The sequence below is a fragment of the Pseudomonas sp. DG56-2 genome (genome assembly GCF_004803755.1).
Classification (GTDB): Bacteria; Pseudomonadota; Gammaproteobacteria; order Pseudomonadales; family Pseudomonadaceae; genus Aquipseudomonas; species Aquipseudomonas auratipiscis.
Genome location: NZ_CP032311.1, coordinates 3,734,831 through 3,747,165, shown reverse-complemented (window position 1 = coordinate 3,747,165; position 12,335 = coordinate 3,734,831). Strand labels below are relative to the sequence as shown.

The following is a 12,335-nucleotide window of genomic DNA, read 5'->3' as shown; positions in this document are numbered from 1 at the left end:
AAGCTGGAAGCTCTAGCAGACTTCAGCCGAGGTCGCAAATTACACATTCATACATTCGAATGTGTTAATGTGTCTTGGCATTCATCATCTTAGAGGCACCATGACTGATCTCAGCCTGTTTCAACCCCTTTCCCTTGGAGGCCTTGAGCTTAAGAATCGTATCTCGCTTCCTCCTCTGACTCGTTCCAGAAGCTCCCAACCAGGTGATATTCCCAACGAGCTGATGGTTACCTATTACCGGCAACGGGCCACGGCAGGCTTCATGGTTACTGAAGGGGCCCAGATCGAACCGCGTGGTCAGGGCTACGCCTGGACTCCTGGAATATACAGCGATGATCAGGTAGAAGGCTGGCGAAAAGTAACCGATGCAGTCCATGCGGAAGGATCTGTCATTTTTTGCCAGCTTTGGCATGTAGGACGCGTGTCACACACCAGTCTTCAACCTGGTGGAAATCCGCCGATCGCGCCATCTGCTGTTCGTGCCACGGCCGTCAAAGTCTTTATCGAAACCGGCCCACAAACAGGTGCACTTGCTGAACCCAGCGAGCCTGTCGAGTTGACGACTGATCAGGTTAAGGAACTTGTCCAGCTATATCGTAAGGCAGCATTGAACGCCAAAAAAGCTGGCTTCGACGGAGTTGAGCTTCACTGCGCCAATGGCTACCTAGTGAACCAGTTCATCTCCGAGCATACCAACCGCCGGACTGATGAGTACGGTGGATCGTTGGTTAATCGGCTGAGATTCCTTCGTGAAATCTGCGAAGCGGTGATCAGTGTTTTCGGTGGTGGGCGGGTGGGTGTGCGGTTTGCGCCATTGTTCGAGACCACGCAGGAAGAGCGTGTCTACTTAGGCCTTGTGGAGCCCGATCCTCATCATACCTATATCGAAGCCGTTAAAATCCTTGAGGAGTTGGGAGTAGGATATCTTTCGATTGCAGAGGCTGACTGGGAATCTGCTCCAGATCTGCCGGATTCTTTTCGTAGAGCGTTACGCGAGGCGTTTTCAGCGCCAATCATGTATTCCGGACGATACACAGAGGAGAAAGCGAAGGAAATTCTAGCAAAAGGGTATGGAGACCTGTTTGGCTTTGGCCGTACCTTCATTGCTAACCCAGATCTTCCGCTACGCATCAGGAACGGGCTGAGATTAAATCCAGTCAACGCTGCGACGCTGTATGGCGGAGGAGGGGAGGGTTACATCGACTATCCTTTCTACAGCGCTTAAGATGATCGGTTTGCGATAGGAGCTCTCCGCTTGCGGAGGAAGCAACCCAGATGATGGATTTGAATGAGACGCTCAAAGTACTCTCCAGCCCTGTGCGCAGGAAGGTGTTGATGTGGCTGAAAGACCCTTTCACGTCATTCCATGACCAGACGCAGATTTATTCCTTTGACGTGTATGGCGTCTGCGCCAGTCTCATTCAGGAAAAGGCCGGGCTTTCGCAGCCGGCTACCTCCCTGTGCTTGAAAGCTCTCGCTGATCAAGGCCTGGTTGTTGCGACCAAGGTAGGTAAGTGGACTTACTACAAGCGTCACGAGCAGCAACTGGTCGTAACGTTGAATGAGCTCTTTGCAGATTTAGGGGTGTAGTACCGACGCTATGGTCGCTCAGGACATGCGATGCAGCGAGGGTGGCGGCGTCGACCCTGCAGGGCTAATGAAAGCACGGAACTGTTGGTGTCTGCCACTGTACGCTTCGGCCAAGTCAGTAGCTTCCTGATTCTCGGCCTTGAACTGTACGCAAGTGCTCTTCAATCCTATCAAGATAAAGCGACCTAAGTTCAGCAACCATCGGAGCCAAAACAGGATTGTCCCCGAAGTCTGCAAGGATAGTGTCGATTAATTGACGAACTCGCTTCCTTGCCTCCTGGACACTCTCAGGGATAAGAGGGTCGTATTCGATCTTTTCCATTTCGATATCGAGTTTTTTCAAGGACTCCTCAGCGGCAATCATTTGGGCTCGAAGGTCGTCGAGTGGTGGCATCGCTAACGTCCTAGTATTTCGATGAATGGATTTATTCGGCCCCGACCGACCATCTAGCACGAAAGACTACGTGCCATGTGGCGCTTTAGGCATCGCCCGCACGGCTGCCAGTGCCTGTACAGCGGCTTTAGGCAAGCCAAGTGTTCGGGTCTTATCCAAGTGCTTAATCCTCAGCTCGATCTTGTTCTGGCCAGTTATTGATTGGGTGAGCTCGATCTTCATTGAAGATCTCCGTCAGCAAAGCGTTAGCTCGCTTATACGCATCATGCCTGAAACTTGCATCATCCATTGGTTGTGTAGACATTTCTTCAAGCATCTGCAGATTCAGGCGTCTGAATCGATCCGCTCTTTCACGTGCCTCATAGCGCCCCACGCCTATGAACTCAAGGGCGGTTCTGCCCAAGGAAAGGGCACTCTCGAAGGTTTCTCGTTCAACCGCTTCGACCCCCAGTTGTCGAAGGGCAATAATGTGCTCCATGTCCCGGGCGCGTACGACGAGCTTCACGTGTGGAAAGTGCTCTTGGGCCAGTCTTGTCAGCTTCAGGTTATCTGCTCGGTCGTCTATCGCGTTGATCAGTACAACCGCCTTCGCTGCACCCGCAACTTCTAGCAGGTCTAGCCGCGTGGCGTCGCCGTAAAACACCTTCACTCCAAATTTTCGCAGCGTTTCAATATGGTCGGGATCATGATCGAGCACCACGACCTCTACTCCACAGGAAATGAGCAGGCGACCTGCTATTTGGCCGAAGCGTCCGAATCCAGCGATGATCACCAGTGGGTTTTGTTGGTCAATGGTGTCCGGTTCCAGGCCGGATTTTTTAGAGGCAGACTCCAAGCGGTTGAGAAGCAAAATAAGCACGGGTGTTACGCACATCGACAGAGCTACTGCCAGAGTCAAACTTTTTCCCCACTGGTCTGTAAGCAAACCTGCAATCGTCGCAGCGCCGAACACTACAAAAGCGAATTCGCTACCTTGGCCTAGCAGCACCGCCTGCCACCAGCGTTGACCGGAAGGCACATTCAAGAGTCGGCCTGAGGCTTTGATCACCACCAGTTTGATGGCGATGAACCCGATTGTCAGAGCGATGACTTTGAATGGCGTATTGAACAGCGTACCAAAGTCAATCGACATCCCGACGCCGATAAAGAACAAACCCAGCAGCAGTCCTTTGAAGGGCTCAATATCGCTTTCCAGGGCATGGCGGTATTCTGAGCTTGCCAGCAAAACGCCTGCCAGGAATGCCCCCATCGCCATCGACAAGCCAGCTTCTTCAAGAAGGAGGCCGAATCCGAAAACCAGAAAGAGTGCTACAGCACTGAAAATTTCGCGCAGCCCGGAGCGAGCTACGAAGCGCAGTAAGGGGCGGGAGACATATTGGCCCAGTAACACTACAGTAGCGATTGCACCAACAATTTTAGCGATCGATAGTGCCAGGTCTGCGCCGGAAGGTGTGCCGCCCGTTGCTGCCAAGAGCGGAATCATAGCAACTAGTGGGATAGCGGCTATGTCCTGAAACAGCAACACTGCGAAGGTGCTTCGGCCAACCGAAGTGGGGGTTAGGTTGCGCTCGTTCATGGCTTGCATGGCTATTGCCGTAGAAGAGAGGCTGAGTGTGAGCCCCACGAGCAGTGCCGCAGCCCAATTCAAGCCAAGCACAGCGCAGAATAATGCGATGGCCACACCACACGCGACCATCTGAAGCGTACCTCCACCGAACACCATCCTGCGCATTGCCCAAAGCCGTTTGGGATCAAGCTCAAGGCCGATGATGAATAACATCAGCACTACGCCAATTTCGGCAAATCCTAGAATCGCCTGGACATCCGTGACCAGCTTCAGCCCCCAAGGCCCGATAAGGCACCCGGCGAGCAGATAGCCCAGCACCGGGCCAAGGCCCATTCTCACGGCAATAGGTACGATCAAGGCCGCTGAACCCAAATAAATGAGCATTTCAATCAGGCTGTGAGCTTCCACATCAATCTTCCTTCCAGGAGGCCAAGCGCGCGTAATAGTGCTCGATTTGTGAGTGTAGGGAGTCGGGTGCAGCTGCATACGCGCCGTGTACCACGACCGGATTCAGCCAGCGCATGTTGCAATAGATTGCCGTTGCGTGGAGGGGTTGAGCCAGCACCGAGAAACCTGGGTGGTCACCTATTTGGAAATGATCGTGCTCGCCACCCGTCGTGACGGCCCACAGCAGACTCTTATCTTTGAGGGCGACAGAGCCTTTGCCGTATGCCCAACCGTGAGTGAATACTTTATCGATCCATAATTTCAAAAGGGGCGGGGAGCTGTACCAATACATCGGATGTTGCAATACGAGCAGCTGTGCTTGATCGACCGCTCTCTGTTCAGCCTCAACGTCGATATTGAAGTCCGGATAAAGGTCGTACAGGGAGCGTATGACTATGTCCGGATTGCTGGATACGCGTTCGAGCATTGCTTGATTAACAAGTGATTTTTCGGGGTAGGGATGAGCGTAAATGATAAGAATCAAGATGACCTCCAGAATGTCCGTTAGGTCGATGAGCGATAGAGCCCACCCCACGTAAAGGATGGTTTTCATTCAAGCACTTTGATGCCAATCTATGTCTTTTGAATGAAAAAGCCCCTCCTAGAAAAGATGCCAAGTCCCAAGGAACGAGATGCACCAAATCCAGAAAAGGCTTGATTATCAGGGCAGCGCTTTATTCGCCAGCTTGTAGCTTAAGCACCTTTTCTGCGGTGATTGCCTCTCCTGCAATACCCCAACTGCCGCTTTTGACTTCCTCGAAAAGAACCCAAGTGAGAGCGCGCATGTTTTCACCCTCGACTGAGACCATGGCCTCGGTAACTTTGTGAATCGCCTCGGCTTTTTGTTCTTCCGTGAAAACGCCTTCGATACCTTTAATAATGACTAACGGCATAGTGTGCTCCATTTCAGTAAGGGCTATAGGTCAGTACCGAAGACGCCCATATCTTCGTGACTTTGGGGCGCGGGTTCTATCCGGTCTTTACAGCAGACATGACTGGTAGCTCCGCATTACGACAGGACTGCCCACGCATAACTCAACGTAGGCTGTGCCTTAAAGCAATTACGCTTCAGCCGAAACCCGTTGAGCAGCGTTAGCGTAAGTCGGATAGTCGGTGTAACCCTTGTCAATCGAATCGCTGACGCCGTAGTAGGTTGCGCGATCGCCTTCCGCCAATGGCCAGCCGTTCTGCATTCGCTCTACCAGATCAGGGTTGGCAATGTAGGCGGTGCCGAAAGCGATCAGGTCGAGTTCACCTTTGGCCAGTTCAGACTCTGCGATCTCTTTGGTGAAGCCGCCAGCAGCCATCAAGGTGCCTTTGTAGGCTTCGCGGAAGGCGGCGCCGAAACCCGGAGGTGTTTGCGCGGCGAGGATGGTTGGTTGGTAATTCAGGTGAACGAACGCTAGTTCCCGTTCATTGAGGGCTGCCGCCATGCTCATCCAGGTTTCTTCTTCACCGTCGTACACGCCGAAGTCGTACAGGCGACCAAACGGCGAGAAACGGACACCAATCTGGGAACCACCGATTTCAGCAGCAATTGCGTCAATGGTCTCCAGCAGGAAGCGCTGACGGTTGGCAATGGAGCCACCGTACTGGTCGGTTCGAGTGTTCAGGGCGCTGCTCAGGAACTGATCGAACAGAAAGCCGTTCGCCGCCATGATTTCGATACCATCAAAGCCTGCGTCCATTGCAATTCGCGCAGATTTCACAAAGTCCGCGATAACGCGCTTTACTTCCTCAGTTTCCAGAGCACGTGGTGCGCTGGGTTGAACCGGGCCTGATTTACCAGGCTCGATCCACGCATACACCGTGGTATCAACCGCAGGCACCGTACCCGAGGAGACCGGTACCATGCCATGCACCGAGACATGAGACATACGGCCAACGTGCCAGAGTTGCGCAAAAATCTTCCCACCCTTGGCATGCACGGCTTCAGTGACTTTGCGCCAGCCTGGCAAGTGCTCATCTTCGTAAATGCCAGGGGTGTACAGATAGCCGCGAGCCTCGTCGGAGATAGGCAGGCCTTCGGTGATCAGCAAGCCGGCAGAAGCACGTTGCGCGTAATACAGTGCGTTGGATTCATTTGGAATGTTGTTCAGGGTACGGGTGCGGGTCATCGGCGCCATGACAACACGGTTTTTCAGCGCATTGCCTGACAAATCGTAAGGGGTGAATAGCTTATTCATGATTAATCTCGACGTCGTTAAAGAGTTGAAGGGCGGAGAAAGATTTATGACTTGTCGAAGGCGTCGAGCACGTGAGTGCTGTAGACCAGCGCAGCCCCTGCGTTCATGTTGATTGCTACACCCAAAGCCTCTGCCACCTCTTCAGTAGTTACGCCGAGCTTTTTGGCCTCTGCGGCGTGAAAAGCGATGCAGCCATCACAGCGGGTAGTCACCGCTACGGCTAACGAAATCAGTTCGCGTGTTTTGGCGTCCAGCTGGTTTGTTTTCGCGCCAGCACCTCCTAGCGAAGCCATACCTTTCATGGTTTCTGGGGACAGGCCGTTCAGCTCTACCAGGCGGGCGTTGATGTCTTTACGAGTTTGCTTCCAATCTTGCATGGGATACTCACCTGGGCGTGGCGCCCTGTAGGGTTGCTGTAGATTAATTTGAATCTGAGACGAATCTACCATCTAGTTGGTAGGTTGGCAATAGTGAGTGATAGGCGGCTCGATCATATGACTTGATGAGAAATGGAATTCGGAGATACCTCTGCGGCATTTGCCTGCACACCCTTTGCTCTGGAGTTAGCAGTCATGCTCAGGGGCCGATTGGCATTCAGAGCGAGGGCCTAACCTTCAGAGCTGAAAGCAACCTGCGGTATTAGCGTCATGCCCATGCGGGGGGGATAGGTGCAACGGCTGCTGACACCTAAGCGCTCAACATGTTGATTGATTTTTCGTGAGCATCGTTGGCCTGGAAACCAGCGGGCTAGTGGTCATGATGAAAGTGCGTGCCTAGCTCCTGTCGTTGCAACAGAGCCAGACGCAACCGCAGCACCTGAAGGGTTAGTCCGCGACCGGTGTACGCATGGTGACGAACTCTTCAGCGGACGTCGGATGCACGGCGATGGTTTCGTCGAAATCGCGCTTGGTTGCACCCGACTTCAGCGCAATCGCCAAACCCTGCACGATCTCGCCGGCCTCCGGGCCGACCATATGGCAGCCCAAGACCTTGTCGGTCTTGGCGTCCACCACCAGCTTCATCAAAGTGCGCTCCTGGCATTCGGTCAGCGAAAATTTCATCGGCCGGAAGCGGCTTTCAAAGATCACTACTTCGTGCCCGGCCTCTCGCGCCTCTTCTTCGGTCAACCCGACAGTGCCGATGTTAGGCTGACTGAACACTGCCGTCGGGATCATCTTGTAATCCACCGGACGATACTGCTCAGGCTTGAACAGTCGCCGCGCCACGGCCATGCCTTCGGCCAGTGCGACCGGCGTCAGTTGCACCCGACCAATCACATCGCCCAGGGCCAGGATCGACGGTTCAGCGGTTTGATACAGTTCATCGACCTCGACAAAACCTTTCTTGTCGAGTTTGACTGCAGTGTTTTCCAAGCCCAGGTTGTCGAGCATCGGTCGTCGACCAGTGGCGTAAAACACACAATCTGCCTCCAGTACTCGACCATCCGTGAGGGTTGCTCTCAGGCTGCCATCGGCTTGTTTGTCGATACGCTCGATGTCGGCATTGAATTGCAGATCCATGCCACGCCTGGTCAACTCTTCCTGCAAATGTTTGCGTACCGCACCGTCGAAGCCGCGCAGGAACAGACCACCGCGATACAGCAGCGTGGTCTTGGCACCTAGGCCGTGGAAGATCCCGGCAAACTCCACGGCAATGTAACCACCACCGACCACGAGAACGCGCTTGGGCAGCTCCTTAAGGAAGAATGCCTGATTGGAACTGATCGCGTGCTCATGCCCAGGAATCTGCGGGGGCTGCGGCCAACCACCGGTAGTGATCAGGATGTTGTTAGCGGTGTAGCGCTCGCCATTGACCTCGACGGTATGCGGATCGACGATTTTTGCGTGGCCCTCATGCAGTGTTGCACCGCTGTTGACCAGCAGATTGCGATAGATGCCGTTCAGGCGATGGATCTCGCGATCCTTGTTGGCAATCAGCGTCGCCCAGTCGAACTTTGCCTCGCCCGGAGTCCAGCCAAAACCTTGCGACTGCTCGAAGTCTTCGGCGAAGTGTGCTCCGTAGACCAGCAGTTTTTTCGGAACGCAGCCAACGTTCACGCACGTGCCACCCAAGTAGCGACTTTCGGCCACAGCCACTTTCGCGCCAAAACCGGCGGAAAAACGCGCTGCCCGCACGCCTCCGGAACCAGCGCCAATCACATAAAGGTCAAAATCGTAGGCCATTTTCAATCTCCTTGACAGGCAACCAGCATGACGGCGGGGTTGGTTAATAGTGGGCCGGACAGTCGTTGGGAGTCAGCGGATCATCGGGCGCATACCCGTGGGGCTGCCTGGGGATTTCTGGTAGTTGACTTAACGCTACCATTCAGTTGGTAGGTGTGCAATTGCGCGCGCCGAGTGGCTTCATCGTATGAGGAGTAGAGGGGGAAGTGGTGGGCTGCGAATCTTTTGCGTTTAACTACGGTGTTATTGACTCGTGCGGGAGTGTAAAGGACTAAGCTGAAACTGAATCATGACCCATGATAAGTACCACTTCCCTGCGCTTTCCTTTCTATTTATCAGGTGCCACTGAGCAATGGAGAACACGAAAAAGCCCGGCTTGTCGGGCCGGGCTTATGTGGAAATGCGGAAATCTATTCATTTATGCATTGCGGCTTTCGATTAAGCGATCCGAGCCGCCTTCGGCAACGCGACGCTCAAGCAGGCGATCCGAGCCACCTTCGGCAACGCGACGCTCAAGCAGTCGATCCGAGCCGCCTTCGGCAACGCGCCGCTCAAGCAGGCGATCCGAGCCACCTTCGGCAACGCGACGCTCAAGCAGTCGATCCGAGCCGCCTTCGGCAACACGACGCTCAAGCAGGCGATCCGAGCCACCTTCGGCAACGCGACGCTCAAGCAGGCGATCCGAGCCACCTTCGGCCACGCGACGCTCAAGCAGGCGATCCGAGCCACCTTCGGCGACAAGTGGTTGGGTAGAGGTCGCGGCGAAAGCGTTAACTGTAAGGGCAGAGAATACGATGCTGAGGATGGTTTGGCGTTTCATGATTCTGTGCTCCAGGGGAGTTGTATGACATGGAGCTGATGTTACGCCGTCGATTTTTTTTGAGAACTTCATTGAGTTGATGGTGACTATCGATGTCAACAATGGATGCGAAAGAGCTTGAAGAGAGCATGGAGGCTTCGCCGACGTCTCTGACGCAGGTGACTTGACCATTCCAGGTTGCTGCGTGGTACCCAGCTTGAGTGATTGGTTGCTGTGCTTGTCTACGGAGCAGGCCACCTGCGTGTTAGCAAATTTAGACAGATCCAGTAAACACGGCTGAGTGGGCGTGATCCGGCTGACGATCTGAGGACGTCCTCACGCGTCTGTCGACGCAGTGGGGGCGTGAAATCTACCAGTTGCTATGCCGCATAAGCTGTAACTGGTTTAGTCGCACAATGGGGGCGGAGGATATCTATCTTCTCCGTTACCGCTTACCATTAAGGGCAGATAACTTTTGCAGTAAAGTCGCAACGCCGCTTCAGGATTTTTGTTAGTCGCTCTAAGCCACCTGTGGATACAGCCCGTGACTCATACAAATCACCTCGTCAACTACGTCAATGCCATCTTGGGGTTTTCCTCGCCTCGCACCGCGCACCTTGAAAGTTCGAATCAAGAAACTTGGTTCGACCAGGGATACACCGTCACCGCGGAGGAAAAAACCTATGCCTTCGATGACGGCGCACTCATTAAACGGACAGCGGAACAGGATGACTATCCCAGTGATGCGGCCTGCGCCGAATGTTGGATTTTCTACGAAGTCGTTCGCCAGCCGCTCGACAAAGCGGTCAGCCCTTGCCACGTCAGCTTCAACAGTGCATGTCGGGAAGCCTATTGGCAACGGTACTTCTCCGCTTAACAGCAGAATCTCACCAGAGTTTCATTTCGACCTAGCCCGCTCTGCGAAGCCAAGGCATGGGACACATCGTCTTTGGCGTAAGAGTCAGGAAGGTGTGCTGGCCGGACGCAAACCCAAGGTCATCCGCTGGTTTACATGCCCTATCTCGGAATTATTCCATGGTCTATTGCATACTTTACCAATGCAGCAGGTTTGTCTATGTTGAGTTTGCGTCGAATGCTTAGGCGGTGGGTCTCTACAGTCCTAACGCTGATGCTAAGTTCACGTGCCATTTCCTTGTTGTTCAGTCCTTGGGCCATTTTATATAAAACTTGGCTTTCACGGGGTGTTAGTTCGTTGCTAGTGCCATCATCAAGAAGGAGTTTTTGCGCGATTTCAGCACTATAGAAGGTACCTCCGTTTGCGATGGCTTCAATCGCAGCGACAATCTCTCGGGAGGGGGCATTTTTTAACACGTAGCCACTTGCACCCGAGCGTAGGGATTCGCTTACGTATTCTTTACTGTCATGCATGCTGAGCACTAGAACCTTCAGCGAGGGATATCTGTCGCGTAATTTTCGTGTGAGCTCAAGACCGTTTATGTCAGGAAGGTTGATGTCAACCAACAAAAGATCCGGTTTGCTGTGCTCAACCATCTCTATAGCAGTCGCGCCATTTTCAGCCTCACCAACCACGGTCACAGTTGGAATGACGGATAGCAGGGCCCTGATCCCATCACGGACTAGGGAGTGATCATCGACTAAGGCTAAACGGATTTGTGTTGATAAGCTCATTGAGGCTGCCTGCTGCTATCGATGTAGAGTGAGTCAGAGTTTTGTACAAGGAATACTCATTGGTATCACGATATCCAGTTCACTCCTGCCAGGTGCTGATGCCATATGAAATCGGCCACCGAAGTGCTCGACGCGTTCGCGTATGTTCCTGAGCCCGATCCCAGCATGGCGACGCTCAACTTTATTGACGTTAAAGCCGATCCCATCGTCGATGATCCTCAACCGAACAGATTGCTCAGATCCAAACAGAGTGATGGATACGTTTTGGGCTTGAGCGTGTCGCTCGATGTTGGATAACCCTTCCTGAACGATTCGAAAAAGCGAGACGGGTACCCCTTCGTCCAAGAGGCATTCAAACTCATTGGTCTCGAACGTCACCCTAAGTCCGCTGCGCTGCTCGAATTCCTCAGCGAGTTGCCCGATCGCGGCAGGAAGCCCCAGGGTGTCCAGCAGCGAAGAGCGTAGGTCGTGTGAAATGCTCCGAACCTCCCCAATAGCCTCTCCTAGGCGCTCTGTAGCCTCTTTCAAGATAACTGTACCTCGGGTTTCTCCGCTTTCAAGCAGAAAGCCTGCTAGCTCAAGTTTGTACTTTATGGATACGAGAACCTGGCTGATGCCATCGTGAAGCTCGCGAGAAACGCGCGAACGTTCCTCTTCCTGGAGGCTGACAATTCGCTGGTTTAAGCGCTGAAGCTTGGTGTCCGCTAGCCGATGCTCACTTAGGTTCAATGTCATGCCGCTTGCAAACACAAATAAGACTGCTACTAGGGCAACGACAGCAATCGAAACCATCGTCTTGCGGATGCCATGAGCCACTTCATCACGTGCTTGCTGAGTGGCTCGCTCAACGTCCTCAAGGTAGATCCCGGTTCCGATCATCCAACCCCATCGTTCTAACATTACGACGTAGGCGAGCTTATCGGTCACTTGCCCGGACGAAGGCTTGTTCCATGCGTAGCGTTGAAAGCCCTCGCCAGACTTGGCACTTTTTAGTAACGCTTGAATCACTAGCAGGCCGTGTGGATCCCTCATATCCATGAGGTCTTTGCCTACCAGCTCTGACTGCCGGGCATGCATCAGACTGTGGCCTTGGCGGTCGTAGACGAAAAAGTAACCATTTATACCGAAGCTCAGCTTCCTGAGTTCGTCCAGGACTTTTTGCTTGGCATGCTCGTCACCCTGGCCCTCGTTGTATAGGGGGGCAATCAAGCTCTGCGCCATTGCGACATAGTTTTTTAGCTCTGCACGCTTGCTGACCAGAATGCTGTCTTCGATCAGCTGCGCTTGTTGGTCGCCCAGCTGGTTGTTTAGGGAAATCACAAGCGCGCAAATCGCGGCAATAGCTAACAGGAGGGGTAAGACCCCCAGTGCGACAATTTTGTGTTTGAGCAGCATTTCCACTCCTGTCCAGACCTTACGATCGATCTGCGGTCTTGGAGTCATGAGACCTGAGGTCAGTGAAGGTTTGGCATCTTATGCCAACGCCTGGCGCAACGAGTAGCTGAAACGGTCTTAAACG

13 protein-coding genes are annotated in these 12,335 nt (G+C 53.5%); 3 read left to right on the top strand and 10 right to left on the bottom strand.

The features are described 5' to 3' along the window. Positions 1–100 precede the first annotated feature (100 nt). The gene (locus tag D3Z90_RS16995) at positions 101–1,225 is read left to right on the top strand and encodes an alkene reductase (RefSeq protein WP_100782335.1); all 1,125 of its coding nucleotides are present in this window, start codon (positions 101–103) and stop codon (positions 1,223–1,225) included. A gap of 50 nt (positions 1,226–1,275) precedes the next feature. Continuing rightward, positions 1,276–1,590, top strand: coding sequence for a helix-turn-helix transcriptional regulator (locus D3Z90_RS16990; RefSeq protein ID WP_100782334.1), 315 nt, complete (start codon positions 1,276–1,278; stop codon positions 1,588–1,590). Positions 1,591–1,705: 115 nt separating this feature from the next. Here the strand turns inward: D3Z90_RS16990 and D3Z90_RS16985 are convergent, their stop codons facing one another. From D3Z90_RS16985 to D3Z90_RS16950, 8 genes are all read right to left on the bottom strand, one after another. After that, positions 1,706–1,984 (bottom strand): hypothetical protein, encoded by a 279-nt coding sequence (locus tag D3Z90_RS16985; RefSeq protein WP_100782333.1) that lies wholly within the window; start codon positions 1,982–1,984, stop codon positions 1,706–1,708. Between the two features lie 163 nt (positions 1,985–2,147). After that, the gene (gene kefC / locus D3Z90_RS16980; protein ID WP_100782332.1) at positions 2,148–3,959 is read right to left on the bottom strand and encodes a glutathione-regulated potassium-efflux system protein KefC; all 1,812 of its coding nucleotides are present in this window, start codon (positions 3,957–3,959) and stop codon (positions 2,148–2,150) included. A 1-nt stretch (position 3,960) separates the two neighbouring features. Next, entirely contained in the window at positions 3,961–4,482 is a 522-nt protein-coding gene (kefF, locus tag D3Z90_RS16975) for a glutathione-regulated potassium-efflux system oxidoreductase KefF (RefSeq protein WP_100782364.1), read from the bottom strand. Between the two features lie 190 nt (positions 4,483–4,672). Continuing rightward, positions 4,673–4,891 carry a 4-oxalocrotonate tautomerase family protein gene (locus tag D3Z90_RS16970; protein WP_100782331.1) on the bottom strand — a complete coding sequence of 73 codons (219 nt, stop codon included), beginning with the start codon at positions 4,889–4,891 and terminating at the stop codon, positions 4,673–4,675. Between the two features lie 168 nt (positions 4,892–5,059). Then, positions 5,060–6,184: an alkene reductase gene (locus D3Z90_RS16965; RefSeq protein WP_100782330.1), complete on the bottom strand. Its 1,125-nt coding sequence runs from the start codon at positions 6,182–6,184 to the stop codon at positions 5,060–5,062. A 44-nt stretch (positions 6,185–6,228) separates the two neighbouring features. Beyond that, positions 6,229–6,561: a carboxymuconolactone decarboxylase family protein gene (locus D3Z90_RS16960; RefSeq protein ID WP_073656864.1), complete on the bottom strand. Its 333-nt coding sequence runs from the start codon at positions 6,559–6,561 to the stop codon at positions 6,229–6,231. A 447-nt stretch (positions 6,562–7,008) separates the two neighbouring features. Then, positions 7,009–8,367 (bottom strand): glutathione-disulfide reductase, encoded by a 1,359-nt coding sequence (gorA, locus tag D3Z90_RS16955; RefSeq protein WP_073656863.1) that lies wholly within the window; start codon positions 8,365–8,367, stop codon positions 7,009–7,011. A 418-nt stretch (positions 8,368–8,785) separates the two neighbouring features. Continuing rightward, positions 8,786–9,187, bottom strand: a complete 402-nt coding sequence (locus tag D3Z90_RS16950) for a hypothetical protein (RefSeq protein WP_073661744.1) — start codon at positions 9,185–9,187, stop codon at positions 8,786–8,788. A gap of 523 nt (positions 9,188–9,710) precedes the next feature. Between D3Z90_RS16950 and D3Z90_RS16945 the strand changes: the two genes are divergently transcribed. After that, complete coding sequence (locus D3Z90_RS16945; protein WP_136477141.1) at positions 9,711–10,043, top strand: hypothetical protein; 333 nt, start codon at positions 9,711–9,713, stop codon at positions 10,041–10,043. Positions 10,044–10,183: 140 nt separating this feature from the next. On the opposite strand, the gene D3Z90_RS16940 is transcribed toward D3Z90_RS16945, so the two are convergent. After that, the gene (locus tag D3Z90_RS16940) at positions 10,184–10,816 is read right to left on the bottom strand and encodes a response regulator transcription factor (RefSeq protein WP_100782328.1); all 633 of its coding nucleotides are present in this window, start codon (positions 10,814–10,816) and stop codon (positions 10,184–10,186) included. A gap of 33 nt (positions 10,817–10,849) precedes the next feature. After that, positions 10,850–12,211, bottom strand: a complete 1,362-nt coding sequence (locus tag D3Z90_RS16935; protein ID WP_100782327.1) for a cache domain-containing protein — start codon at positions 12,209–12,211, stop codon at positions 10,850–10,852. Positions 12,212–12,335 lie beyond the last annotated feature (124 nt).